Source organism: Lientehia hominis (genome assembly GCF_021044755.1).
GTDB lineage: Bacteria > Bacillota > Clostridia > Lachnospirales > Lachnospiraceae > Lientehia > Lientehia hominis.
This window is the reverse complement of sequence record NZ_JAJNOR010000006.1, coordinates 186,045-211,383: the sequence shown is the minus strand read 5'-3', so window position 1 is coordinate 211,383 and position 25,339 is coordinate 186,045. Positions and strand designations below refer to the sequence as shown.

The window sequence follows — 25,339 nt, the reverse complement described above, 5'->3', positions numbered from 1 at the left end:
AAGACGCATATGAAGAGTATAAATTTTCTGAAAAAAGCATGGACAGGCGTAATTGAGTTCATCGCTATGCATCAAATCCCTATTATGATCATATTGATCATTATCGTGACCGCGTTTCCGTTTTTGACAACAAATAAATACTTTTTGAGAATTTCAACACTTTGTTTGATCAATATTGTTCTTGGGCTTGCGTTGAATTTAGTACAGGGATATATGGGTCAAATGTCTTTTGCGACTGTAGCTTTTTTTGGAATAGGAGCTTATGCCGGAGCTTTGAGCGTAATGCGTCTGGGCTTACCGTCTTTGGCTGCAATGGTTTTTGGAATGGTGACCGCAGCGGGATTTGGATTCTTGATTGCCCTTCCTACGCTTAAGCTAAAGGGATATTATCTTTCAATTGTTACGATGGGATTTTGTGAGATCATAAGAATAGTTGAAATGAACTGGCAGGAACTCACAAGAGGTTCTCTGGGTATTATGAACATTCCATCCGTTACCATCTTTGGAAATAAGCTTAAATCCGGAAGAGCAAATTATATTATAGCACTTATCATTCTTGTTATTGTAACCATTTTGATTAAAAATCTGGTCAATTCTAATTTTGGTCTTTCCTTAAAATCAATCCGGGATGACGACTCGGCTGCAGAGACAATGGGAATTAATATTGTACATATAAAGCGTGTGAATTTTATTATTTCCGCAGCCATCTGTGGATTTGTCGGAGCATTTTATGCACAGTATGTGACGTTTATTCATCCTTCCAGCTTTACCAGCGCCGTATCACAGGAATATATTGTAATGATCATTTTTGGCGGCCTTGGCAGCATTCCGGGCACGTTTTTAGGATGTATCATATTAACCGTACTGCCTGAGCTCATGAGAGGATTACTTCAGTACCGCCTCTTGATTTATGGAGCTTTGATGGTGATTATGATGAACTTTATGCCAGGTGGACTGCTTGGCAACCTGGATCTTAAATTGATAAGGAAGAAAATACTGGACAGGCGAAAGAAGACTGAGCGAAAAGGGGGTGGCGGAGAATGAACGCAAACCTTGTTGTGACTGGTCTTACGCAAAAGTTTGGCGGTTTGACAGCGCTGAATGATGTAAATATGGAAGTGCGTTTCGGTGAAATTGTCGGAGTGATCGGTCCAAATGGAGCAGGAAAGACGACCTTATTTAATATTATAACAGGCGTTTATCAGCCCACCGCTGGAACCATTATGCTGAATGAAAAGAAAATAAACGGATTAAAAAAATATGAGATCACACGTTTGGGTTTTGCAAGAACATTCCAGAACATCCGGCTTTTTAAACAAATGTCAGTTCTTGATAATGTCATGATGGGAATGTGCTGCAGGTCAAAGGCGTCAATCTTTGATAATCTTTTTAATACTCCTAAAAAGAGAAGAGAAGAAAAGCTGCAAGAGCAAAAGGCATTGGAAATCCTGGAAACAATGGGGCTTTTGGATTACAAATATGATTCTCCCGCAAGTCTGCCTTATGGGGAACAGAGAAGGCTGGAAATTGCAAGGGCTATGGCAACGGATGCAACCATTTTGCTGCTGGATGAGCCGGCAGCCGGAATGAATGAACAGGAAACAGCTGATCTGTTAATAACAGTCAGCAAACTGAGAGACTCCGGGTATACTATTATTTTGATCGAGCATGACATGAAATTTGTTATGAATGTATGTGATCGTTTATATGTGTTAAATCATGGTGAACTGATATGTGCCGGAACTCCTGGTGAAGTTAAGACGAATCCGGATGTGATCAATGCTTATCTTGGAAAGGAGGAGGAAGAATGAGCATCCTTTCTGTCAAAGATTTGAAAGTACGCTACGGTGGAATTCAAGCGCTTAGAGGAATTTCCCTTGACGTTAATGAGGGAGAAATCATTACTCTGATCGGAGCAAATGGAGCTGGAAAATCGACTCTTATGAATTCAATTATGGGCCTTGTTCCGAAAGCGGCAGGTAAAATAACGTTTAAAGGAGAAGATATCACAAAAAAAGAAACGAGAAAAATTGTGAAAAGCGGTGTCATTCTGGCGCCAGAAGCACGTCACATTTTTCCCGGATTTACGGTCAAGGATAATTTGATGTTAGGCGGATATTTCGGAAGTACATCCGAAAACGAAAAAGAACTGGAGACGGTCTTTACACTCTTTCCAATTCTCAAAGAGAGAATCCATCAAATGGGAGGTACTTTATCAGGCGGAGAACAGCAGATGCTTGCAATCGGACGAGCCATGATGGCAAAACCGAAAGTGCTGATGCTGGATGAACCTTCTCTGGGGCTTGCGCCTTTGATCATTACAGATATTTTTAAACTATTCGGCCGTATCCGCGAGATGGGAGTTACCATTATTCTGGTAGAACAAAATGCACGTATGGCCCTTAAAACTGCGGACCGGTGCTATGTGATTGAGTCAGGACGTATTGTAACAGAAGATACCGCGGAAAACTTATTGCGTTCCGATACCGTTGTAAAGGCCTATTTAGGATAAAGGGAGGCGCTTATGCTTGATTTTCGGGAAATAACAATTGTTGATTCACATGCACACCCTTTTATACCTACAAGAGAAAAAGAGGATTTTACATACGCGTTTTCCATGTGTACCCACAAAGGTCTTAAAGATTTTCATTATCTGACATCTTATCAGATGGCTTTACAGGAATACAAGCGTTTGTTTCAGCTTTCTCATGCAAATGAGGAAGAAGTTGTTGAAATTCGTAATGAAAAAGCAAAAGCGGACTACAAGGGCTTTGTAAAGGCATTGTATCAAGATGCAGGAATCGTCTCCATGATATCCGATTCTGGCTTTCCAATTACCGGGGAAGGATTAACTCCGAATGAATTTAAGGTTTTTCATGAGACAATGGAGGATGTTTGTCAGGTTTATGATCTGATACGAGTTGAAACTACATGTGACAGATACCTTTATCGTAAAAATTTATCTTTTGAAGAGATGCTGAAAGCATTCGACCAATATGTGAAGGATTATATAAAGGATCATTCAGTTGCAGGGATTAAAACAGTTGTCGGATATTATACTGGATTGAAATGGGCACCGGTTACGTATGAAGAAGCCCGGGTAAACTATGAGACAGTTTATCAAGGGAAATATATTTCTGACAGGAAGGACAAGCCATTTCGAGACTATATGGTTTATCATGGAATGGAGCTTGCACATCAGTATGGAATCGCTTTTCAGATTCATTCCGGGGTGGGTGACCCGCCGGCATGCGACCTGAGACTTATGAATCCCAATGACTTATATGAACTCATTAATACTGATATAGGGAAGCAAACGAAAATCGTTATTGTTCATTCCGGGTTTCCATATGGATATGAGTCCGCTTTTTTGGCGGCGAATTATACAAACGTATATTTGGATATATCCTCAACGGTTTCCTATCTGGGACGAGCTGTTGAAACAGAGTTTAGAAAAGTACTGGATGTATGTCCTCATAATAAGATCATGTATGGATCAGACGGCGGCGGAAATGTTGACCAGTCCTGGTTTGCTGCAAATTATTTTAAAAGAGTGCTGGCTGAAACACTGGAAGACTATATCAATAAAAATTATTTCTCAAGAGCGTATTGTGAAGGAATAGGAGATATGATTCTGAGAAAAAATGCAGAGGATTTGTACTGTTTAAAGAAAATATAAAGTGTGTATTTTACCGGAAAGGGGAAGGCTATGAAAAAACTGATGAATGATCCATCAAAAGCGGTGGGAGAAGCGATGGAAGGACTGCAGCTCGCATATCCGGATAAACTGACCTATACACCGGATCTGGAAATCATTACAAGAAAAGAAAAAGGAGATAAGGTCGCTGTCATCTCAGGAGGAGGTGCAGGACATGAACCACTTCACGCTGGCTATGTGGGAATCGGTATGCTGGATGCTGCCATTGCAGGCAATGTATTCTCTTCACCGAGTCCGGATCGCATTACAGAAGCGATCCGCCAGGTCAATAAGGGAAAAGGCGTTCTCATGGTTGTTAAGAATTATTCCGGAGATATTATGAATTTTGGTTTTTCTGCTGAGCTTGCTGAGATGGATGATGTTGAAGTTGAAACGGTTGTGGTTAAAGATGATGTTGCCGTACCGGATAGCACCTATTCAACCGGACGGAGAGGAATCGCGGGAACTGTTTTCGTACATAAAATCGCGGGGGCAAAGGCAGAACAGGGTGCTGCTTTGAAGGAAGTAAAACAAGCGGCAGAGCATGCGATTGCCAATATTCGCAGTGTGGGAATGGCAATGAGTTCCTGTACGCTTCCGTCAGTGGGGAAACCGGGATTCGAGATGGCGGATAATGAAATTGAAATCGGCATGGGAATCCATGGAGAGCCTGGGGTGGGGCGTTCTGAAATTAAGCCGGCAAAAGAATTAGCAAAAGATCTGCTGGAAAGAATCCTGAAGGATTATGATTATTCAGAAAGTGAAGTTGCGGTCATGGTCAATGGACTTGGAGCAACGCCGCTTATGGAATTATATATCATGAATCGTGAGGTCCAAAACTTATTAAAAGATCGGGAAATCAAGGTATATAAAACATTTGTAGGCAATTTCTGTACGTCATTGGATATGGCGGGCTGTTCCCTTACCTTAATGAAGCTGGATGATGAATTAAAAGAATTGCTGGATGCTCCTTGTGATACACCGGCTCTGAAAATATTGGATAAGTAAAATTTGAGGAAAGGGAGATCAGATTATGGGATTTATGATTTCTTCGACAGACTATGCGGAATTTGTGAAAAGAACCTACGCCTATATACATGCCCAAAAGGACTATATCACTGCGCTGGACAGCGCAACCGGTGACGGCGATCATTGGGTCAACATGGATATGGGATTTGAGCGGCTGACAAAGCAAACAGATCAATTCTTAAGTATGCCCATTGACAGAGTCTTTCAGGAAATGGGAAAGACAATGATGGCAGTGATCGGCGGATCTTCCGGCGTTTTATACGGAAGCGCTTATCTGGCCGCTGCCAGGGCGGTGAAAGGGAAGGACACGCTTGATGTAAATAGTCTTTGTGATGCCCTTGCGGCGATGTTGGAAGCCATCATAAGCAGAGGACAATCCAAAGAAGGCTTTAAGACGATGATTGACAGTCTCGCACCGGCAGTAAAGACATATCGTCAGGCATTGGCGGAGCACAAATCAGAGAAAGAATTGTGCCTCGCGGTTAAGCAGGCGGCCATTGACGGAGCAGAAAATACAAAAAACATGGAGGCCGTCAGAGGCAGAGCCTCTTATCAGGAGAACAAGGGTGTCGGACACCTGGATCCGGGAGCGGTGACTATGTCTTATCAAATTAGTATTATGATGGATTATATAATCGAAACATTATAACTGAAGAATATATCAGGCAATGATGAAAGTGCGAATGATATGAAAAAAAGCCCCGGTGCCGGTACCGGGGCTTTTAAATTACCGTGTAGAGACAAAAATTTTACATTGAAAGCGATGCTGATGTAATAATATCAGATGAAGGCGGAAATAATAATAATTATTTCTCGATGTGCGGGACTGATTCAAGCTTGATTCAAATATTGACTTTACACAAATTTTACATAAAGATGGTTTTGAATTGACATAAATTTTGTATAGTAGAAGATGAACGATTCTGATTACGTGTATGAGGGAGATTTTTATGTCATTAAGCGATGTGAAACTTTTATTCCAATTTGTCGGCGGCCTGGGTATGTTCCTCTATGGTATGAATATCATGGCGGACGGCCTTCAGAAAGCGGCCGGAGGCCGGATGAAGCGGATGTTGGGATATATCACGAACAACCGGCTCTTAGGCGTGCTGCTGGGCGCGCTGATCACCGCCATCATCCAGAGCAGCTCCGCGACCACGGTCATGGTCGTCGGTTTTGTCAACGCCGGGATACTGAGTCTGTCCCAGGCGGTAGGCGTCATTATGGGCGCCAATATCGGTACGACCGTCACCGCATGGCTGGTATCCATGAGTGAATGGGGAGAAGTCATGAAACCGGAATTCTTTGCTCCTGTCCTCATTGGTATCGGGGCATTCATGCTCCTGTTTGCGAAAAAGGAACGCCAAAAGGAAATTGGAACCATCCTGGTGGGTTTCGGTGTCCTGTTCATTGGGCTGAGCTTTATGTCCGGCTCCATAGAACCTTATAAAGACGCGCCTGTGTTTGCTCAGATATTCACGGTGCTTGGAAGCAATCCGATCTTCGGTATTTTGGCCGGTGTGGTGGTCACCGGAATCATTCAGAGCTCCTCAGCTTCCGTTGGTATTCTGCAGACCTTGGCCATGAACGGAGTGGTCACCTGGAATTCGGCCGTCTATATCACCTTGGGGCAAAATATCGGTACCTGCGTGACGGCGCTGCTCGCCAGTGCCGGAGCCCATAAGACGGCGAAACGGGCGGCAGTCATTCATCTGATGTTCAACGTGATGGGCGCGGTGCTGTTCGGCATAGTGATGTTCATCGTGTTCAGCCTGAATGGGAACTGGGCGGCGTCCACTATCAACAGTACACAGATTTCCGTGTTCCATACCATATTCAACGTGACGAACACACTGATTATGTTTCCTTTTGCGGGCAGGCTGGTATCCCTGTCCGGGAAGATTGTCCGGGAAAAGGTACAGGAGCCGGAGGAGACACTTGAGCAGCAGATCATGTCCCATTTGGACACCAGAATTTTGGAAAACCCCTCCTTTGCCATTGAGACCGCGAAGCGCGAAGTCGTCCGCATGGGAGAGCTGTCCCTCGACAACGTGAAATTGGGAGAGGACGCGGTCCTCACAAACAATCAGGAATCGGTGGACCGGATCTTTGCCCAGGAAAAAACCATAAATTTCATGGAAAAGGCGCTGACGGAATATCTGGTGAAGATTTCCAATCTTTCGTTGATGGAGGAACAGTCAGAACAGGTTAAAAATCTTCTTTATACGGTCAACGACCTGGAGCGCATCGGGGACCACGCAGAAAATATCGCGGAGCTGGCCGAGAGCAAGATTCAGGGAGATATCCAGTTCTCCCCCATGGGCCAGAAGGATCTGGAGACCATTTTCTCCTATGCGGTGGGCTCCGTGGAAAACGCCGTATCAGCCAGAAGGAATGAGGATGCGGAAAGCATCCGCCAGGTTATCAAGTTTGAAGATTTGGTGGACAGCACCGAGGAAGATTTGAGGGACAAACATATAGCCAGGCTGGCGAACAATGAGTGCCGCGCTTCCCACGGTGTCATTTTCCTGGATATCATGGGAAATCTGGAACGGGTATCTGATCATGCGTACAATATAGCCGGATATGTGAAGGATGAAATGTGATTCAGACGGGAAATAAAGGAGAAATATGGAAGAGATCACGTATAAGAGCCTAAAGGAATCAAAGAAGATTAAGGCATATATTGAACAGGGAGACGCGGTACTGGGAGCCCTGGGTTTTACAGAGCATTCTGAAAAGCATGCGGTAAAGACAGCCGAAACAGCGGGAAAGATTCTGAAGGAGCTGGGCTGCGAAAAGCGGACGGCGGAACTGGCCCGGATTGCCGGATACCTGCATGATATTGGAAACTGTGTGAACAGGAATGACCATGCCCACAGTGGAGCCCTGATGGCTTTCCAGCTTTTAAGAGAGCAGGGAATGAACGCCGGAGAAACAGCCGTGGTGGTCAGCGCTATCGGAGAGCACGACGAACATACAGGGACAGCCGTTGATGCAGTGTCGGCCGCTTTGATCCTGGCAGACAAGACGGATGTAAGGAGGAACCGGGTGCGGAATAAGATCAAAGAGACTTTTGACAAGCATGACCGGGTGAATTATGCCGCCAAATCTTCCAAACTGATGATTCAGGCGGAAAAGAAGGTCATAACCCTGAACATTGAACTGGATGAAAGCATGTGCTCCATGATGGATTATTTTGAGATATTCCTGCAGAGAATGCTGATGTGCCGCCGGGCTGCGGAAATGCTGGGCATGCGCTTCAAGATGACGGCGAATGGAAGTAAGATTGTATAACAGAAAACCTGCAGAAGCAGATGACTTCGCGGGCAGATGACCGGATATTTTTGAGAATGGCAGGTCATCTGTCCGCGATGTTCTTTCTTAGACTTGCGGGAAAGTGGCGGGAGAGGTATAATACTCTTGTTATATTGACAGACGAATGACAGAAGCAGGAATTATTTTTTGGACAGAAATAATGGTTCTGGAATGAGGATGATAATATGAAAAAGAGATTAGCCTGTTTGTTTATGACGGCTATTGTGATATTTATGAGTGGTTTTCATCCTGTCCGGGCGGCGGGAGAACAGGGCGGTGACCGGGAAGCAAAAGCTGAGTCAGAGCAGATTCAGGGGACCCGGACGGTACGGGTGGCATATCCGATACAGGCTGGTCTGACGGACGTCGACGATCAAGGCAGATATACCGGCTATACCTATGAATATCTGCAGGAAGTGGCGCAGTATACGGGCTGGGATTATGAATTTGTAGAGGTGCCGGGAGATATCAATGACAGCCTTACTACGCTGATGGAGATGCTGGAAAACGGTGAAATTGATCTGATGGGAGGCATGGTATACAATGAGACAACCGGTCAGATGTTTGACTATTCCAGCCAAAGCTATGGTGTGAAAGAGACAGTGCTCCAGGTGCTTTATGATACGGTCGATAATAAGCTGATCAATTCCCAGATCGAGCAGAGCTTCCGGATCGCAGCTCCGGCTGCAGCGAAGCAGACCAGGGAGGAACTGGAAGATTTCTGCGAGATGAATCTGGTCATGCCGGAATACGTGGATTGTGTTACTGTTGAGGAGCAGCTGCAGGCACTGAAAAACGGGCAGGCGGATATGATGGTGAATTCCAGCATGAACTATATCGAAGGCGTCAAAACCGTAGCGAGATTTTCTCCGAAGCCCTTTTATTTTGTGACGACCAAAGGAAAAAACGCTGAGCTGCTGGATGAACTAAATGCTGCGATGATGAACATCGAACAGGTGAATCCGTATTTTTCCAATGTTCTGTACGAAAAATATTTCTCTTATTCGGAAGAGACGCTGATGCTGAGCGATGAGGAAAAGCGGTATTTGGAAAGCGCCGGAACTCTGAGGATTGGAGTCTTGAAAGGGCAGGCTCCTTATCAGTACCAGAAAGAGGACGGATCCCTGGGAGGGATTTCCATCGACCTGCTGGACTATGTGACAGAGAATACCGGACTTCAATTTGAGTTCGTATGTGTAGATACGCCGGAAGAACTATACAAGAGGTCGGAAAATGATGAGATCGATCTCGTGGCGGGTATGCCCTACGACTATGATCTGGCCAAAGAACGGCGGCTGTCCATGTCACAGGCTTACGTATCCTCTCAATACGTGATTCTCATGAATGAAAAATGCAGTGAAGATGATATCGGGAGCGGAACGCTTGCGCTGACATTTTCGGGATATTATGGGGGAGAGCATGAAGGAGGAGTGGTGCATTATGACAGCACCGATGAATGTATCCGAGCTGTAGCCAAAGGAAAAGCAGACTATACATGTGTTGACGCCTATACGGCACAGTATTTTGTCAACCTGCCTCAATATGCGAATCTGAAGCTCATTCCCCAGGCATATAAGTCCAGGGAGATATGCTTTGGCATTGTAAAGCCAGGACCCCAGGAACTGATCTCCGTATTGAACAAGATTATCTTGCTGATACCTGAGGAGGAAATGCAGAAAATCCTTATTCGAAACACAGTACAGAAGCAGTCTTTTTCGGTCCGAAGCTTTATCAAGGCGAACCCTCTTGAGACCATAGGATTGGTCGCTGGGATTTTAATGCTCATCATCTTGTCCTTGTTATATTTTCTTCGCCAGAGAGCGCGTATGAGCAAACAGATGGCGCTTGAGCTGAAAAAGCATTTTCGAGTATACGGCCTGGTAAACGAATATTTTCTGGAATACAGCTTCCGGGATAATAAGACGATCGTCTCCGCCCCATCGAAGGAAAGCGGCCGTCCCCGCCTGATCGTATATGATCACAACAAGGCGGAAGACAATGAGAATGAAGAAAAGCAGAAAGAGCTTTTCTATAAGATACTCAGCTCCTGTGACGACGGAGTGCACGAGCTTCAGCTGTTTTTTGAAGGAGACCGCCACTGGGTACGGATAGCCATTGAGACGGTGTTCGACGGAGAGGCGCCGGCGTATACCCTCGGAAAGCTCAATATAATTGATGAAGAGAAGCATGAGAAGGACATTCTGCTGCAGAAAGCGCAGTTGGACAGCCTGACGCATATTTATAACTCGGAGACGCTCCGAAAACAGATCAAAGAAGCTGTTGATAATCTGCAGGAGAGAGAAATAGGAGCACTTCTGCTGTTCGATGTGGATAATTTTAAAAATGTTAACGATACATACGGGCACATGCAGGGCGACCGGGTACTGATTCAGGTAGCGGAGCTTTTAAAAAAGAGCTTCCGCTCCAATGATATCGTCGGAAGGCCGGGAGGAGATGAATTCACCGTCTACATGAATTCCATCAAAGACCGCCGGATACTCATGGATAAGTGCCAATTCCTGTGTGAAAAGGTACGTGAACTGAGGCTCGAGGATGGTAAAGGGCTGACAATCAGTCTGGGCGCGGCTCTGGCCAGCCGCGGCGATACTTACGATGAGCTGTATACACGGGCGGATAAAGCCTTGTATCAGGCAAAGGAAAAAGGCCGTGACCGATATCAGATCTGGGAATAAGAGAGTCTGGCGGCTTATCGTCGTATGGAAATCTGGCTGTTTTTTTCCATGAATTCTATTACGTGTGCTTCGCTCCGGACCGCCGAATGTCCGCCCAGCTCCTGAGAATTCAGCGCTCCGCACCCGCAGGCGAAACGAGCACATTCCTTGTGGCTTTTTCCCTTCAAGAGCATATGAAGAAAACCGGCAACGAAATTGTCACCGCATCCGGTCGTATCATTGGGCGTAATCTGGAAGGGGTCCATAAAGAAACGCTCTGCTTTGTTTTTAAAAAAACAGCCTTCTGCCCCCAGTTTCAAGACCAGATTTCCGACGCCCCTGGACAAAAAGAAGTCCGCGATTTCATCCGGAGATGTTTTTTCGGATACGTAGACAGCTTCGTCGAGGCTGGGCATCAGGTAATCCGTATATGGATAAACGCAGTCTAAAGCTCTGGGGCCGATGTGCTCCACGTCATTATTCATATCGGCAACAGTGAGTGCGCCCGAAGACTTTGCCGCCTGAAACAGATTGGCGATTCCGCCGCGGTCCAGCGGTCCCAGGGAAAAGAGGCTGCCAGCTGTAACTGCTTTTGTCCTGGCAAATAATGAAAAGTCAATGTCGGAAAGCTCAGGACTATAATTGATTCCGGGACCGGCCAAAAAGACGTGCTCTCCATCCGGCATGATGATCACAATCGTGGAAAGGGTCAGACAATCATCTTTCCGGACAATATAGGAGAGGTCGAGAGGCTCCTTTTCCAGCTCATGATAGAGTGTGTTTCCCACATTTCCTGTGTCCAGGCGGGTCATCAGGGCGGTTTTGCTGCCGAGTCTGGATAAGGCCACCGCTTCATTTACCGCGTCTCCGCCGGAGGCGAAAAGAAGGGTGTCTGACTTAAATGTGTTGTTTTCGGAGGTCAGCGCGTTTTTAGGGATATCTGTGATCATGATATCCTGTACGATCTGCCCGACGCAGACGACATCATAGGTTTTTTCTTCTTCTCTCATTTCCATTGTCAATTCTCTCCTCTCTTTTCCAATTCTTTAGATCTGCTGAATAAATTCGTCTATATAATAAAGAGCGCTGCCGACGGCAGCGGCCTCAAACCCTTTGGAAGAGGCCTTGATATACGAGCCGTCGGTGGGGAAAGTAGAACGGGCGCTCACCAATTCTTTCAGCCTTTCAATGTATGGTTCCAGATAAATTCCTACGTATCCTCCCAGGATCAGATCGCAGTCCAGCGACATGTTGATGTTATTGACCAATATGGACAGGTTCTGAAGGTAAATATCAAAGCACTGACGGAATGATTCATTCCCGTTTTTAAGACCTTCGAAAAAAGCGGCCAGATTATCCCCCGCTATGGAAGAGAGAAGCTTTGCGTTTAAATAAGCGTCGGAACAGCCAATCTTCCCGCAGTAGCAGGGCAGCCCGTTGGGGTCCAGGGTGACATGGCCGAATTCAGCGCTTCGGTTGGATACGCCAAGGTAGGTCTCACCTCCCATTAAGATAGACCCGCCTACCGTATTACTGAGTGAAAGATAAGCTATGGCATCAATGTCAGAACGGCTCCAGAATTCTGCAAGGCCGCCGCAATTGGCGTCGTTGTACAAGGTATAGGGAAACGGAATATACGGACGGATACATTCGTAGAAGTTCCCGGGCACCGGAAGGGAGGACTGGAAAATATAAGTCCCGTATTCCGTAATGATTCCCGGTATGGAGATCCCAATACCGAGCACCCGGTCCGGACTCACTCCGGAGGCCTTTAAAAATTCGGATATTTCAAGACTGACTTCCCGGTAGCTTCCCTCTGTTCCCTTAATCTGGTAGTGCTTTCTTGGCATACTGTGGATCACGCTGCCGTTCAGGTTCACAAGGACCATGGAAATATGGTTCAGAGTGATATCCAGGCCGAGAGCGACCTTGGCGTCCGGCACGATGGAAAAGCCTGTGGCCTTGCGCCCGACACTTGAGGCCAGGGCCCCGTTTTCCATAATCAGCCCAGCGTTTTTTAAATCCTGAAGGTTTTGACTGATGGTAGGAAGGCTCATGTGAAGTTCGTACGCAATCTCCTGTTTCGAAATCTTTTTCCGGCCCGCAATCAGCCGGAATATTTTATTTCGATTGTACTGCTTAATGTTGGCGGTATTAATTGGTGCCATAATATCTCCTTTTATTATATTTTTATAAAATTATTTTATAAAATAACTTGTTATTAGTTTAACATATTTTAAAAGAAATGCAATCGAATTTCCGCCTTTTGATAAAGAAAGCTGTCATTCTGCCCATAAAGATATATTTTTTAGTTGACAATTTGGAAATATTATACTAATATGCTAATATATTATATAAAATAGTTTTATAAAACTATTATAGTAAAAGTATTTCCGAAATGTCAACAGAAAGAAAGGGATAAGAAAATGAAAGCAGCGTATTTGGAAAAGCCGATGAAAATCGTGGTGAGAGACAACGCGGTTGTTCCGGTGCCGGGCCCGGAGGAAGCGCTGGTGAAAGTGGAGTACTGCGGGGTGTGCGGTTCGGACGTTCATTTTTATAAGGATGGACATATCGGAGATGTGGCGGCGCCTCCATCGTTTATCCTGGGACACGAAGTGGCCGGGACGGTTATGGAGGTGGGAGATCTGGTAAACGGACTCCGTCCGGGAGACAGGGTTGCCCTGGAGCCTGGTTATCCATGCGGTACGTGTGAGCTTTGCAGAAGCGGCAAATACAATCTCTGCCGGTCCGTCCGCTTTTTTGCGGATCCGCCTACACCTGGGGCCCTTCAGGAATATGTGGTCCATCCTGCGGGTATGTGCTATTTGCTTCCGGAAACTGTGTCCACAGAGGAAGGTGCTTTAGTGGAACCTTTGGCAGTGGGGCTTCACGCTGCGAGCCAGGGAAATGTCACATTGGGAGACCGTGTACTGATCTTGGGGGGCGGCTGCATCGGTTTGGTGACGTTATTGGCGGCAAAAGCACGGGGAGCATCGGAAATCGTGGTGGCCGATCTGTTCGAGAAACGTCTGGAAGCTGCGAAACGTCTGGGAGCCAGCGGCGTCATCAGCGCCGGAAAGGAAGACGTGGCGGCCAGGGTAAAAGAAATCTTCGGAGACCGGGGAGCTGATGTGGTATTTGAAACGGCAGGATCGGCAGCGACCATTGGAGAGGCGCCGTTTTTTGTGAAGAGGGGCGGTACGGTGGTACTCGTGGGAATGGCGGCAGAGAGCACGATCAACTTTAACTTTTCCCAGATCATGGTGAAAGAAGTTACGATCAAATCTGTTTTTCGCTATCGAAATCTGTATCCTGTGGCAATCGCCGCAATCGCCAGCGGCTCCATCGATGTGAAACCGATCGTCACCCATTATTTTTCCTTTGACGACAGTGACGCGGCTTTCCGGACTGTGGTGGAGGAAGCAAAAGATGTTATTAAAGCGGTCATCCGGTTTTGACGGCCAGACAGAAAGCAGGTGTGGATATGAGCGAAGAGATCAAGCTGGAACTTAGAAATATTTCGAAATCTTTTCCGGGAGTAAAAGCGCTGGACCAAGTGAGCTTTCGGCTGAAAAAAGGGACGACTCATGTACTCTGTGGGGAAAACGGGGCCGGAAAATCCACTCTGATGAAAATTCTAGACGGAATATACCGGCAGGACGAAGGGGAGATTTATATCGACGGCAGGCCGGTCCAGATAAAGAGCCCGGTGGACGCAAGGGCCAACGGAATTGCCATGATCTTTCAGGAACTTTCTTATGTGCCGGATCTGACCGTAGCGGAGAACGTTTATCTGGGCAGCTGGACGATGAAACGGAAGGGAAAGATTGACTGGAAAACGATACGGATGAATACGGAGGCGCTCCTGACGCAGGAGGGATTTCCGTATTCTCATGACACGCTTTTGAGGAGCCTGAGTGTAGCGGATATTCAGCTGATCGAAATATTGAAAGCGGTATCCTTTGACGCCCAGATACTCATCATGGATGAGCCGACTTCTTCCATATCTGATAAAGAAGTGACATTCTTGTTTGATAAGATTGAGCAGCTGAAAAAACGGGGAGTCAGCATCATTTATATTTCCCATAAAATGGATGAAATATTTAAAATAGCCGATGAGATCACGGTTCTTCGGGACGGGGCGGTAGTAGGGACAAAAAAAGCATCGGAGGTCACGATCGACCAGGTGATTGAGATGATGGTCGGGAGAAAGCTGGAGAATCAGTATCCGAAAACAAAAGTCCAGGTGGGAGAAAAAGTCCTGGAGGTAAAGGGGCTCTGCTCGCCTGGAATATTCGAGAATATTTCGTTTGATGTCAGAGCGGGAGAGATCGTAGGATTCGCGGGACTGGTCGGTGCAGGCCGGACAGAAGTGATGAACGCGGTTTTTGGCATGGATCCTCATACAGAAGGAGAGGTGTACATAAAAGGAAAGCCGGTGCAGATCCGGCACGTATGGCAGGCGATCGCCCACGGACTTGCGATGGTGTCAGAGGACCGACGGCAATACGGCATTGTACCGGTAAGGAACATTATAGAAAATACCTCCCTGGCTTCGCTGAAAAAGTTCTTTTATAAAGGGCGCTGCCACAAACGAAAAGAAAAGGAGAAGGTACAGGAAGCCTGTGAACGGATGAACGTTAAAACACCGTCGCTGGAAACAAAAATTGAGAACCTTTCCGGCGGGAACCAGCAAAAGGTGATTTTGGCAAAGTGGATGCTCTGCAGCCCGGACGTACTGATCATGGATGAACCGACGAGAGGAATCGACGTGGGGGCCAAGAGCGAGATCTATCAGCTGATGGAAGAATTTGCCCGGGATGGAAAGGGAATTGTCATGGTATCTTCGGAGCTGCCGGAACTGATCGGCATGTGCGACCGGATATATGTAATGCATGAAGGAGTGATCACGGGGGGCCTGGACAGAAAGGAATTTTCTCAGGAAGCCATTATGAATTTCGCAGTAAGGACAGCAGAGTGAAAAATGATTGGGAGGATGGACGATGGAGACACAGAAACCGAAAAGGGATTTTCATAAAATTTTGAGTAAGTACAGTCTGGTGCTGATACTGGTTGTATTTATGGCCGTCTGTGCCATAGCCAATAAACACTTTTTAAAACCCGACAACTTATTGAATGTGGCGAGGCAGCAGTCAGTCATCCTGATCATCGCGTTTGGCGAGATGCTGCTCATCACCGCGGGTCTGCTGGATCTGGCGGCCGGCGCCGTAGTAGCACTGGCCGGCGTTCTGGCGGTGTCCGCCTATCATGTGACCCATAGCATTGCGGCGACCTTCGCCGTAGCGATCGGGGTATCAGTGGTCTGTAATCTGCTCAGCGGATTTATGGTGACGAAGTTCAGGACGCCCCCATTCATTGCGACCCTTGCCATCCAGACGATGGCCAGAGGAGCCGCACTTTTTTATACAGACGGACAGAATATCTATGACCTGGGGAAATTTACGGTAGTCGGACAGGGGAGTTTTCTGGGAATCCCGATACCTGTCATCATTATGCTTGTCACGTTTGCTGTAATTTTTTATCTGACAAATCATACAAGGATGGGCCGTTCCATTTATGCGATCGGGGGAAACGAACAGGCGGCCAATGCTTCCGGAATTAAAGTGAAGTCTGTGAAAATGAAGACGTATGCCATCCATGGCGTTTTAGTCGGCATTGCGGCTGCTGTTTTTGTATCAAGAGTCAATGGCGCCATGCCGAATGGAGCCCAGGGATATGAATTTGACGCGATGACTGCCACGATCATAGGCGGGACCAGCTTTTCCGGCGGTGTCGGATCGGCTTTCGGCACAATGATCGGCGCGTTCATCGTGGGTTTTTTAAGCAATATCATGAATCTGATATCCGTCAATTCCTATATCCAGCAGATTGTAAAAGGCGTGATCATTGCAGGCGCGGTTATATGGGATCTTTATTCCAAGGAGAAAAAGACCTACAAAAAGGGCTCTAAGGGATAAGCAGATACAACCACTCAAAAAGGAGGAAGAAAAATGAAAAAGTTGTTGGCAGTATTGATGGCAGTATGTATGGTCCTTTCTATGTCAGCCTGTGGGGGCGGTGATAAGAAGGAAACAAAAGCGGTATCTGGGGAGACGAAAACGGAAACAGGAAGTACGAAGGAAGCATCTGGCGGGGAAACGTATAAGGTAGCGTTTATTTCAAGAAACATGGCGGACAGCTTTGCCGCCAGGATTGCAAAGTCCATGGAAGAAGAATGGGAGGCAAATTATAAAGACCTGTTCACGTTGGATATCCTGGATGCGGAATCGGACAGTGCGAAAGAAAATACTTTGATCGAAACCTGCATTACAAAGGAATACGACTGTATTATTATCCAGCCAAACGACGGAGATCTGCAGCTTCCTTATGCTCAGAAGGTTGTGGATGCGGGAATCAAATGTATTACCACGAACGCCGGAATCCGTGAAGTGGAGGGCGGTTCCTGGATTGACGCGGATCCTTACGATCAGGGGAGAGTTCTGGCTGAACTGGCCGTAGAAAAAGCGCCGGAAAACGCAAGAGTGGTCATCCTTTCCTGCAATCCCGGAAACCTTCATACAGAGTCCAGGCTGAAAGCGTATAAGGATATTTTTGTGAAACAGCGCCCGGACTGCGAGATCCTGGCGGAGAAAATCACAGACCGTGCGGATGAAGGCACCTTTATGGCGACAATGGAAGACTGGGTACAGTCTTATGGAAAGATTGACGTAGTGCTCACCATCGGCGACGCGCTGGCCATGTCCTGTTACGAAGTAGTAAAGGACAATCCCGACTACAAAGACATCCAGACATACGGAGTAGATGCGGTGCCCGAAGCACTTCTGGCTATTAAGAAAGGTACTTATACGGCAACTGTGATGCAGAACACAAAAGAGCTGGCGGAAAAGAACCTGGCGGCAGCAGCCAGACTTTTAAAAGGAGAGGACGAAGTGATCGAAGAGTCCATTGATACGATTCTGATCACAAAAGACAACGTGGACGAATACATTGACTTTTATATTGAACAAGGAGCGCTGACTCAGGAAGAAGTTGACGAAGCAATAAAAAATTAAGAACAGAATAGAATAACAGAGGGCTGCCGCACTAATTGCTTAGTGCGGCAGCCCTGTTTTTGATGCCATGGAGTATTATTCGTGTCTCAACGCATCGATGGGGTTCAGATTGGCCGCTTTAAAGGAAGGAATGATTCCGAATATAAGGCCGATCAAGGTGGAAAATACCACGGACACTACGATAGCCGGAATGCTGATGGCCACCGGAGCCTGGGACAGACTCGAGATGATGTAGGCCAGGCCGATACCGGCGCCGATTCCCAGAACGCCGCCCAGGCCGGTGAGCACTGCGGCTTCGGTCAGGAACTGTCCAAGGATGCGGGTCTTTCTGGCGCCCAGAGCCTTTTTTAGGCCGATTTCCCGGGTACGTTCTGTGACAGACACCAGCATGATGTTCATGACGCCGATTCCGCCAACCAGCAGGGAGATGCTGGCAATCCAGATCAGCTGTCTGTTGGTCGCCGCGCTGAGCTCCTGAAGCTTATTTGCCTGCTCGAGCAGATCTTCGCCTTTATATTTTATGGTTTCGTCCGATACATACAAATAGCCGTTCAGGATGTCAGAAGCTTTTTCACCGGCAGCGGTCATGTCGTCGGTACTGGCGGCACGGACCACCAGGTTCTGTGGTTCGTCGTACTGGTACAGGACTGGCCAGATGGCGTCGGGGACGCAGACCAGGCCGCTGGAGTAATTGGACGCATAGCGCTCATAGTCCTCTAAAGAATTTATGACCGGTTCAAAACCGGCTTTCTGTCCGATCAGGCCGATCACCGTGAACGGTTCGCCTTTGATCTCGACAGTCCTGCCGATGGGATCTTCTCCCTGAAACAAATTGGACGATGCCGTTTTGTCCAGCAGCACTACCTTCCGGCTGTCGGTAAAATCCTTGTCAGTGAAGCCGCGGCCTTTGGTGATCTGATACCCATAGACATCCAGGTAATGATTGTCTATACCCACGATATTGCCTCCGGTAAGCGTCTGTGAACCGTTGAAGACCGCACTGTACTCGTTCCGCGTGTAGTAGAGAGAGGCCTCAATGACCTCAGGCAAGCCGAGGATTTCTTCACGGACTTCCGGGATGATAACGGGTACGCCGTCCGGCGGACTGGTATAAGTGAGATCCATTGGCCAGTCGCCCTGATACAGCTGTATTTTCACCGCGTTGTTTCCGGCGCCGACCAGATTTTGCTTGATCTGTTCATTGGTGCCTTTGATCGTAGACACGATGGCGATGATAGAACCGATGCCGATGATGATGCCCAGCATCGTCAAAAAGGAACGGAGCTTATGGGCCCAGATTCCCTGAAAGGATAATCGTATATTTTCTAACATGGGTCCTCCTCCTACATTCCATAGTTATAAAGCGAGTCGACGGATTCCGTCTTGGCGCCTTCTTTCACGTCTTTGCCGTATGGGAACGCAATCTCATCCTCCATATTCAGACCGGACTTGATCTCGATACTTCCGTAGACGATCTTTCCGGCTTCAATATACTGCTTGGTGAGCAGGCCGTCTTCGCCCTTTTTATAGACATAATATTGGTTCCCTTCCTCCCGGACGAACGCCTGAGAGAGATACAGGACATCCTCAAAAGAAGGAGTCCCCATGCCTTCCACGGATAAATCTACGCCTTCGCCGTTCTGCAGCTCCGCGTCACCCTTGATGACAGCGGTAAAAGGATAATAGGACATGTTGGGATTTCCATTGCCATAGCCGTTTCCGGAAGCGGGAGAATTGCTCACACTTGTAATGGCAGCGTCATATGTCATTCCGGAATTCCAGGAAGTCACTGAAACTGACATACCCTTGGCGATCTTCTCCAGAGATGTCTCGGCCACAGAGCCAGTGATATAAAACCCCTCCTCTCCGGTGACGGTGATGAGAGGAGAACTTTCCAGCTTGGCGGTTTCTTCGTCCAGTACAGATTTTACCGTGCCGTCCACTGTGCTGGTGATCACACCGTCATCCATCTTTTTTTGAAGCTGCTTCAGCTCCAGCTCCGCCGTCCGCTTATCAAGGCTGAGAGATTTGAGAGCCTCTTCCTTTTCCTTGATCTGTTTCTGCAGCTCTTCTTTAGTAGGACCGGTGGGAACATTGATGTCAGGAATATCGATGTCAGGACCGTCAAATCCAGGATCGTCAGGAATGTCCGGGTCTTCCGGCTCATCCGGATTTAAATTCTTTCCGTTTAAAGTCCAGAAGTAAAGGATGCGGGTCGGATTATCCACATTATCAACTACATCAAAGATGGAAACAGTCTGGTTCTCCAGGGCGGCAGAAAGGAAAGAAGCGTCAGCCGAAGCTCCGGGAGCGCAGAGGAACCGGTAAGGTGAGGCCTCGGAGCCGTCAGCCGTCTCCGCATTATAGGGAATGGATTCTGCCGTGATCTCATCATAGATCGTCTGTCCATGGAGCTCTTCGGGGAATTCTGTGCCTATGGAGGGCTGGACAAGTTCCGTGATAGTTTCAAAGTTCATTTCCCAGGAGCTTACAATCTTAGTGGGAAGCTTGCCGTCGTCCACCGTATCAAAAACAGAAACCGTTTTTTCTCCCAGCGCCTTTTTCAAGTATTCTCTGCTAATGGACACAGAAGCCTTTCCGTTTTCGGGAAATACATAGTACCGGTATGGATCCTCCGCTGTCCCGGTTCCCTTGTAAGGGATGGATTCCGGGGTGACGGAGCCGTATACACTGCCCTGCAGGGGTTCCGGGGAGGAAGATGGTTCCGTGGGATCGGTAGGGCTGGTGGGGTCTGTGGCGGAGGAGGCCAGAGCCATACCGGCAAGCGGACTCGGAGAAGCGAATGCCACCGGCTTTGTCTTCCGCAGCTGGTCCAGCTCTGCCTGGACATTCTGGATATTCAGGCCGATGCCGTCTATCTGCATCTGTTTCATCTCCAGTTCCAGGGAAACAAGGGAAGTATCATAGGCGATAAGAGGATCGCCGGTCTTTACGGTATCCCCTTCTTTTACGTATATTTTAGTGATGATCAGGGATTCATCATATCGGATCTCCTGATTCATGTTGGTGGTGACATTCCCGTAGGGGGAAATATCGGAATTGTTATCCCAATAGCCCTGGTTCATAGCGCTGGCAGGGGCCACCTGCACCGGTTTTCCGCTGTGCTTTACCGCATAGAAGATGCCTCCGCACGCAAGGACGACTACGAGAAGGACTGATACCAGGATGATAATGAGTTTTTTCCTGGAGGATCTCATGCTAATCCCTCCTCTCTGCATTCACTGCTCAGGATACCGTCCCGGATGTGTACGGTCCGTTTGGCGTGAGCCGCGATTTCGGGATCATGAGTAATCATGATGACGGTCATGCCTTCGGTGTTCAGCTGTTCGAACAGTTCCATGACCTGGAGGCCGGAAGCGGTATCCAGCGCACCGGTGGGTTCGTCGGCCAGCAGGATCGAAGGCTTAGTGACCATGGCGCGGGCGATTGCCACACGCTGTTTTTGGCCGCCGGAAAGCTGGGTGGGTTTAAAATCCATACGGTCTTCAAGACCCACCTTGGCCAGAGCCTGAGCCGCCCGCTCTTTTCTCTCTTTTCGTGATACTCCCGCGTAGAGAAGGGGCAGCGATACATTGTCCAGTGCGCTTTGTCTGGGGAGAAGATTGAAGCTCTGGAACACGAAACCGATGGACCGGTTGCGGACTCTGGACATTTCTTTATCTTTATGATGCAGCAGATCGCTGCCGTTCAGACGGCAGCTGCCGGAGGTGGGCGTATCTAGACAACCGATGATATTCATGAGGGTAGTCTTGCCGGAGCCGGAAGGCCCCATGATGGCCACATACTCGCCCTCTTCCACATGAAGAGTCACATCCTTTAACACGGGAACCACCAGCTTGCCCTGGATATAATCCTTGAAAATATGGTCAAGTTCTAAAATCATGGTGTTTCCTCCATTTCCTTTGAAGGGGCGTTGACGGCAGAATCATCACCCTCCGGAACGTTGTTCATGGCGCCGTCTGCTTCTCCGTCCATACCGCCGATCACACCATTTTCCTCACCGCCGGGCAGAACCTCCATATCACCGCCGAAATTGCCCTGGGGCATTGAACCGTCGTTTTTATACACAGTCGCGCCCTTTTTGCAGTCTTCGCTGGGCCAAACGATATAATCGGAAGCCTTAAGGCCGTCCAGGATCTTATAAGTATCCATCTCTTCATCGTGGTCCCCGAGGGATACGGGACGTTTTTCCAATTTTCCGTCTGATCCCGCGGCCCATACATAGGGGTCTCCGTCATCCTGAACAATGTAGGAGCTCATGAGCCACATGCCGTCCTTTTCCTCTCCTTGTCCCAGATTCGGTTCCAGGTATACATGCTGGCCCAGCATCAAGCCGTCGCTGGAATCCAGTGTCACATAGAAGGGATATTTGGTAGCCTGTACACTGGAATCTGAACCGGAAGAGACCACCATGCCGTCGCTGCTGCCGGTGATGGGCTTTTCTGTGTCAATGGTATCCACAGTGCCGGACCAGATAAGGGAATCATCTACTCTGGAGTGGACGATGACAGGCATACCCACGTAAAAATTACGCATGTTCTGCTCGCTGATGCTTCCCTTTACCCGGTACTTTCCAACAGCCAGGATGCTCATGAAAGCCTGCTGTTCTCCGGTGTAGCTGTCATATGACGGATTTTCATTGATTTCCTGTACGATACCTGCGATGGTGGAATTCACTACAGCGGATTCGATGGATTTCTGCAGCCTCCCGATTTCCAGCTCCTTAACTTTGTAATTATACTCTTCCTGCTTCACATTTGTCTGAAGCTCCTGGATTTGAGTGGTAAAAGACAGCTGTTCGCTGGAAGGAGCGTTCTTCTTTTCTTTTGTGAGGGTTTCAATCTGGGCGTTCAGCGTATCGATTCCGTTGGAGATTTTTTCCAGTTCCAGCTGCGCCTGCTCCAGCTTCATGCCCATATCTTCCGTATCATACTGAAAGAGAGGCGTTCCAACGTCCACGGACTGGCCTTTTTCCACAAATATCTCTTTGACCGTCTGTTCCGATTCCAGGCGGATCTTCAGCGTGTTCTGAGCTTCGATCACTCCGGCAAACCTGTTTTGTGTACCAAGGCCGGTGCCTGTCAGCATACTGACAGAATCAGCGTATAAAGCGGCCTCGTCGTCTCCGCCCGGCTTATTGGAGACTGTAACTCTCCAGATGACCAGTCCTGCTATGACAGCCAGCACAACGATGCCGATGCCTATGATGACTTTCTTTTTCATATATATCCTCCATTTACCATACTTTTTTATAGTTTACCAGAACAGAAAGGATATATAAACTGATAAATTATTAAGATTCCTTAATTAATTATGATTGTCCGAAGAATCTGTATTTTTTTGCTGAGAAAGGTGTCGTTGAACTGTTTTTTAAATAAATCAAAATGAAATCGATTGTAATAGCAAATATACAAAATATATTAAAATCAATGTAGACTAATTATAATAAAAACTTTATATGAAATAATAAATGAAATCGATTTCTATAGATTTTTACGCTGATTATGATACAATGGAAATACGGAGGTGGATTTATGACAAAAATATCTGAAAATACGCCGGCCCGCTGCCGGGGACAATTTTACGAGAGAAGGGAAGGTCAAACATGGATGTGGAAAAAATGACACAGGAAGAAATTAAAGGTTTGTTTGAACGGACAGAAGAGGAGCTTTTGTCCATGGATGAAGTGGAATTCCGGGCCCGTTTTCGGGAACGGTGCCACCATACGATGGAAATTCAGCTGTATGAGTGCGCCTACAGAAAAAAAACGTTTCCGGACAAGCAGCTTGAAACTGCGAAAAAATATCTGCGGGTATGGGAGAAAAGGGGACTTTCCCATGACTTTCCCGAATATTGTTATGTGAATAAATTATTGGAGTTCGCCGGTATCCTGACAGAGGGCGGAAATCTGGATTTATCTGAGTATGAGCCGAAATGGCTGACGGAAGAGGAGATTCCAGTATTTGAACGCACATTATACGAACGCCGTTCGGTCCGCCACTGGGATATTTCCCGGAGGGTTCCCGACGAGATTATTGACAAAATACTGAGAGCGGGACTATGGGCGGCCCATGCCTGCAATCTTCAGTCCATTCGTTATCTGGTTGTCCGGGAGGAGTCAGAACCGGGGCTTTTCAGAGGGAGCGACATACCGGGAGGACCTGTGCATATCGTACTTCTTCAGGATATGAGAAATTACCGCGGGAATCAGGCCATGCCGGAATATAATCAGCTGCTTGACTGCGGGGCCGCCGGCCAGAACATTGTTTTGGCAGCTCATGCTTACGGGCTGGGCGGCACATGGCTGACCTTTAACCCCAAGATGCGCAGGCGCCTGACAGAACGGTTTCAGATTCCGGAGGAGATACAGGTGGTGACATACGTAGACATAGGGTATCCGGACCAGTCTCCCTTCCCTCCTCTTCGCCTGGAACCGAAGGACGCCACATTCGCAAGGATCTGACGGCAGAAAGGCCGGGGCGCAGAAGGAAAGCAGAAGGGATCTCCGCCATAGAAACTCTATGGAATTCAGACCGGAAGATTGCCATCATGGAAAAATAATGATATGATGAATGTAACAATAACATGAACCGGGAGGGAGACCAATGGAAGAACGCATGGAAACAATGGATGATTACAAAAAGGAGCTGGATGCCTCCTTTAAAAGGGTAGAAGAAGGGGACATCCTGACAGGGACAGTGATCGGTGTCAGCGAAGATGAGATCACGCTGGACCTTCAGTCCTATACAGAGGGGATAATCACAAAAGAGCATTACAGCAATGCCCCTGACTGTGTGTTAAAGGAGACGGTACAGATGGGGGAAGAAGTGACGGCGACTGTCATTAAGACTGATGATGGACACGGACATATTCTTCTGTCTAAAAAGGAAGCGAATGATATGCTGGCCTGGGAGAAAATGGAGAGGTGCTTTGAAGATAAAAGCACGCTGCAGGTCAAAGTGGACGGGATTGTGAAGGGCGGCGCGGTAGCGTATGTAGAAGGCATCCGCGGCTTCATTCCGGCATCCAAGCTGGACAGCTCATATGTGGAAAATTTGGAAGACTGGCTTGGACGGGAGCTGGAAGTACAGGTCATCACGGTGGACAGAGAGGCGAAGAAGCTGGTGCTTTCTGCCAGGGAATTAGCGTACGCCAGAAAAATGGCAGAGAAGCAGAAAAAGATAGCGTCCTGTGAAGTTGGGGCGGTTTCAGAAGGTGTGGTTGAATCCATCCAGAATTATGGGGCATTTGTTAAGCTTGACAATGGGGCAACAGGACTTCTTCATGTGTCGCAGATCAGCGATAAAAGGATCAAATCTCCTTCAGCGGTGCTGAGCGTGGGACAGCGTGTGACGGTAAAGATTACCGCACTCAAGGACGGGAAACTGAGTCTGAGCATGAAAGCGCTGCAAGACGTGACGGAGCCGGAGGATACGGCGGCCGGTGCGGAGTATACGGAAGACGGTCAGGCTTCTACCAGCCTGGGAGCTTTGCTGAAAGGCTTTAAACTGGATTAAATCCTGACG

At 47.7% G+C, this 25,339-nt stretch carries 21 protein-coding genes; 15 read left to right on the top strand and 6 right to left on the bottom strand.

Annotated elements, in window-relative coordinates; all coding sequences use genetic code 11:
- Positions 1 to 9 precede the first annotated feature (9 nt).
- The 9 genes from LQE92_RS11400 to LQE92_RS11360 all read left to right on the top strand — a co-directional run bounded on the left by LQE92_RS11400 (position 10) and on the right by LQE92_RS11360 (position 10,737).
- Positions 10 to 1,044 (top strand): branched-chain amino acid ABC transporter permease, encoded by a 1,035-nt coding sequence (locus LQE92_RS11400; RefSeq protein WP_231063082.1) that lies wholly within the window; start codon positions 10 to 12, stop codon positions 1,042 to 1,044.
- A complete protein-coding gene (locus LQE92_RS11395) occupies positions 1,041 to 1,811 on the top strand; it encodes an ABC transporter ATP-binding protein (RefSeq protein WP_231063081.1) in 771 nt (256 codons plus the stop codon). Before LQE92_RS11400 ends, LQE92_RS11395 begins: the two co-directional genes overlap by 4 nt.
- The gene (locus LQE92_RS11390; RefSeq protein ID WP_231063080.1) at positions 1,808 to 2,512 is read left to right on the top strand and encodes an ABC transporter ATP-binding protein; all 705 of its coding nucleotides are present in this window, start codon (positions 1,808 to 1,810) and stop codon (positions 2,510 to 2,512) included. The genes LQE92_RS11395 and LQE92_RS11390 overlap by 4 nt, the downstream gene beginning before the upstream one ends.
- 12 nt (positions 2,513 to 2,524) lie before the next feature.
- A complete protein-coding gene (locus tag LQE92_RS11385; RefSeq protein ID WP_231063079.1) occupies positions 2,525 to 3,679 on the top strand; it encodes an amidohydrolase family protein in 1,155 nt (384 codons plus the stop codon).
- Positions 3,680 to 3,709: 30 nt separating this feature from the next.
- Positions 3,710 to 4,705 (top strand): dihydroxyacetone kinase subunit DhaK, encoded by a 996-nt coding sequence (dhaK, locus tag LQE92_RS11380; RefSeq protein WP_231063078.1) that lies wholly within the window; start codon positions 3,710 to 3,712, stop codon positions 4,703 to 4,705.
- Between the two features lie 25 nt (positions 4,706 to 4,730).
- Positions 4,731 to 5,375: a dihydroxyacetone kinase subunit DhaL gene (gene dhaL / locus LQE92_RS11375; protein ID WP_231063077.1), complete on the top strand. Its 645-nt coding sequence runs from the start codon at positions 4,731 to 4,733 to the stop codon at positions 5,373 to 5,375.
- A 301-nt stretch (positions 5,376 to 5,676) separates the two neighbouring features.
- Positions 5,677 to 7,332 (top strand): Na/Pi cotransporter family protein, encoded by a 1,656-nt coding sequence (locus tag LQE92_RS11370; protein ID WP_231063076.1) that lies wholly within the window; start codon positions 5,677 to 5,679, stop codon positions 7,330 to 7,332.
- 25 nt (positions 7,333 to 7,357) lie between these two features.
- Positions 7,358 to 8,023 carry an HD domain-containing protein gene (locus tag LQE92_RS11365; protein WP_231063075.1) on the top strand — a complete coding sequence of 222 codons (666 nt, stop codon included), beginning with the start codon at positions 7,358 to 7,360 and terminating at the stop codon, positions 8,021 to 8,023.
- A gap of 206 nt (positions 8,024 to 8,229) precedes the next feature.
- Complete coding sequence (locus LQE92_RS11360) at positions 8,230 to 10,737, top strand: diguanylate cyclase domain-containing protein (RefSeq protein ID WP_231063074.1); 2,508 nt, start codon at positions 8,230 to 8,232, stop codon at positions 10,735 to 10,737.
- 14 nt (positions 10,738 to 10,751) lie between these two features.
- On the opposite strand, the gene LQE92_RS11355 is transcribed toward LQE92_RS11360, so the two are convergent.
- Together LQE92_RS11355 and LQE92_RS11350 are read right to left on the bottom strand one after the other, a co-directional pair.
- Complete coding sequence (locus tag LQE92_RS11355) at positions 10,752 to 11,732, bottom strand: carbohydrate kinase family protein (protein ID WP_231063073.1); 981 nt, start codon at positions 11,730 to 11,732, stop codon at positions 10,752 to 10,754.
- Positions 11,733 to 11,762: 30 nt separating this feature from the next.
- The gene (locus LQE92_RS11350) at positions 11,763 to 12,884 is read right to left on the bottom strand and encodes an ROK family transcriptional regulator (protein ID WP_231063072.1); all 1,122 of its coding nucleotides are present in this window, start codon (positions 12,882 to 12,884) and stop codon (positions 11,763 to 11,765) included.
- 258 nt (positions 12,885 to 13,142) lie between these two features.
- Here LQE92_RS11350 and LQE92_RS11345 point away from each other — a divergent pair, with 258 nt between their 5' ends.
- The 4 genes from LQE92_RS11345 to LQE92_RS11330 are packed head-to-tail and all read left to right on the top strand — an operon-like array spanning position 13,143 to position 17,792.
- Positions 13,143 to 14,177, top strand: a complete 1,035-nt coding sequence (locus LQE92_RS11345) for an NAD(P)-dependent alcohol dehydrogenase (protein ID WP_231063071.1) — start codon at positions 13,143 to 13,145, stop codon at positions 14,175 to 14,177.
- Positions 14,178 to 14,203: 26 nt separating this feature from the next.
- On the top strand, positions 14,204 to 15,700 hold the full coding sequence (locus tag LQE92_RS11340; RefSeq protein WP_231063070.1) for a sugar ABC transporter ATP-binding protein: 1,497 nt from the start codon (positions 14,204 to 14,206) through the stop codon (positions 15,698 to 15,700).
- A gap of 22 nt (positions 15,701 to 15,722) precedes the next feature.
- Positions 15,723 to 16,697 carry an ABC transporter permease gene (locus LQE92_RS11335; protein WP_231063069.1) on the top strand — a complete coding sequence of 325 codons (975 nt, stop codon included), beginning with the start codon at positions 15,723 to 15,725 and terminating at the stop codon, positions 16,695 to 16,697.
- Between the two features lie 33 nt (positions 16,698 to 16,730).
- Positions 16,731 to 17,792: a sugar ABC transporter substrate-binding protein gene (locus LQE92_RS11330; RefSeq protein ID WP_231063068.1), complete on the top strand. Its 1,062-nt coding sequence runs from the start codon at positions 16,731 to 16,733 to the stop codon at positions 17,790 to 17,792.
- Between the two features lie 75 nt (positions 17,793 to 17,867).
- Here the strand turns inward: LQE92_RS11330 and LQE92_RS11325 are convergent, their stop codons facing one another.
- From LQE92_RS11325 to LQE92_RS11310, 4 genes are read right to left on the bottom strand one after another with little or no spacing between them, the layout of a single operon-like run.
- Entirely contained in the window at positions 17,868 to 19,124 is a 1,257-nt protein-coding gene (locus tag LQE92_RS11325; RefSeq protein ID WP_231063067.1) for an ABC transporter permease, read from the bottom strand.
- A gap of 11 nt (positions 19,125 to 19,135) precedes the next feature.
- Positions 19,136 to 21,010: an HlyD family efflux transporter periplasmic adaptor subunit gene (locus tag LQE92_RS11320; RefSeq protein ID WP_231063066.1), complete on the bottom strand. Its 1,875-nt coding sequence runs from the start codon at positions 21,008 to 21,010 to the stop codon at positions 19,136 to 19,138.
- Positions 21,007 to 21,696: an ABC transporter ATP-binding protein gene (locus LQE92_RS11315; protein ID WP_269141926.1), complete on the bottom strand. Its 690-nt coding sequence runs from the start codon at positions 21,694 to 21,696 to the stop codon at positions 21,007 to 21,009. Before LQE92_RS11315 ends, LQE92_RS11320 begins: the two co-directional genes overlap by 4 nt.
- The gene (locus LQE92_RS11310) at positions 21,693 to 23,036 is read right to left on the bottom strand and encodes an efflux RND transporter periplasmic adaptor subunit (RefSeq protein ID WP_231063065.1); all 1,344 of its coding nucleotides are present in this window, start codon (positions 23,034 to 23,036) and stop codon (positions 21,693 to 21,695) included. The genes LQE92_RS11315 and LQE92_RS11310 overlap by 4 nt, the downstream gene beginning before the upstream one ends.
- A 382-nt stretch (positions 23,037 to 23,418) precedes the next feature.
- Between LQE92_RS11310 and LQE92_RS11305 the strand changes: the two genes are divergently transcribed.
- Positions 23,419 to 24,276, top strand: coding sequence for a nitroreductase family protein (locus LQE92_RS11305; protein WP_231063064.1), 858 nt, complete (start codon positions 23,419 to 23,421; stop codon positions 24,274 to 24,276).
- A 142-nt stretch (positions 24,277 to 24,418) separates the two neighbouring features.
- Positions 24,419 to 25,330: a S1 RNA-binding domain-containing protein gene (locus LQE92_RS11300; protein WP_231063063.1), complete on the top strand. Its 912-nt coding sequence runs from the start codon at positions 24,419 to 24,421 to the stop codon at positions 25,328 to 25,330.
- Positions 25,331 to 25,339: the final 9 nt, after the last annotated feature.

Excerpts from the sequence above, each read along its gene's own strand:
- LQE92_RS11330 (WP_231063068.1), top strand. The coding sequence starts at position 16,731 with ATGAAAAAGTTGTTGGCAGTATTGATGGCAGTATGTATGGTCCTTTCT.
- LQE92_RS11390 (WP_231063080.1), top strand. The coding sequence starts at position 1,808 with ATGAGCATCCTTTCTGTCAAAGATTTGAAAGTACGCTACGGTGGAATT.
- LQE92_RS11300 (WP_231063063.1), top strand. The coding sequence starts at position 24,419 with ATGGAAGAACGCATGGAAACAATGGATGATTACAAAAAGGAGCTGGAT.
- LQE92_RS11360 (WP_231063074.1), top strand. The coding sequence starts at position 8,230 with ATGAAAAAGAGATTAGCCTGTTTGTTTATGACGGCTATTGTGATATTT.
- LQE92_RS11325 (WP_231063067.1), bottom strand. The coding sequence starts at position 19,124 with ATGTTAGAAAATATACGATTATCCTTTCAGGGAATCTGGGCCCATAAG.
- LQE92_RS11365 (WP_231063075.1), top strand. The coding sequence starts at position 7,358 with ATGGAAGAGATCACGTATAAGAGCCTAAAGGAATCAAAGAAGATTAAG.
- LQE92_RS11320 (WP_231063066.1), bottom strand. The coding sequence starts at position 21,010 with ATGAGATCCTCCAGGAAAAAACTCATTATCATCCTGGTATCAGTCCTT.
- LQE92_RS11370 (WP_231063076.1), top strand. The coding sequence starts at position 5,677 with ATGTCATTAAGCGATGTGAAACTTTTATTCCAATTTGTCGGCGGCCTG.
- LQE92_RS11315 (WP_269141926.1), bottom strand. The coding sequence starts at position 21,696 with ATGATTTTAGAACTTGACCATATTTTCAAGGATTATATCCAGGGCAAG.
- LQE92_RS11385 (WP_231063079.1), top strand. The coding sequence starts at position 2,525 with ATGCTTGATTTTCGGGAAATAACAATTGTTGATTCACATGCACACCCT.
- LQE92_RS11340 (WP_231063070.1), top strand. The coding sequence starts at position 14,204 with ATGAGCGAAGAGATCAAGCTGGAACTTAGAAATATTTCGAAATCTTTT.
- LQE92_RS11345 (WP_231063071.1), top strand. The coding sequence starts at position 13,143 with ATGAAAGCAGCGTATTTGGAAAAGCCGATGAAAATCGTGGTGAGAGAC.
- dhaL (WP_231063077.1), top strand. The coding sequence starts at position 4,731 with ATGGGATTTATGATTTCTTCGACAGACTATGCGGAATTTGTGAAAAGA.
- LQE92_RS11355 (WP_231063073.1), bottom strand. The coding sequence starts at position 11,732 with ATGGAAATGAGAGAAGAAGAAAAAACCTATGATGTCGTCTGCGTCGGG.
- dhaK (WP_231063078.1), top strand. The coding sequence starts at position 3,710 with ATGAAAAAACTGATGAATGATCCATCAAAAGCGGTGGGAGAAGCGATG.
- LQE92_RS11335 (WP_231063069.1), top strand. The coding sequence starts at position 15,723 with ATGGAGACACAGAAACCGAAAAGGGATTTTCATAAAATTTTGAGTAAG.
- LQE92_RS11400 (WP_231063082.1), top strand. The coding sequence starts at position 10 with ATGAAGAGTATAAATTTTCTGAAAAAAGCATGGACAGGCGTAATTGAG.
- LQE92_RS11310 (WP_231063065.1), bottom strand. The coding sequence starts at position 23,036 with ATGAAAAAGAAAGTCATCATAGGCATCGGCATCGTTGTGCTGGCTGTC.
- LQE92_RS11350 (WP_231063072.1), bottom strand. The coding sequence starts at position 12,884 with ATGGCACCAATTAATACCGCCAACATTAAGCAGTACAATCGAAATAAA.
- LQE92_RS11305 (WP_231063064.1), top strand. The coding sequence starts at position 23,419 with ATGGATGTGGAAAAAATGACACAGGAAGAAATTAAAGGTTTGTTTGAA.
- LQE92_RS11395 (WP_231063081.1), top strand. The coding sequence starts at position 1,041 with ATGAACGCAAACCTTGTTGTGACTGGTCTTACGCAAAAGTTTGGCGGT.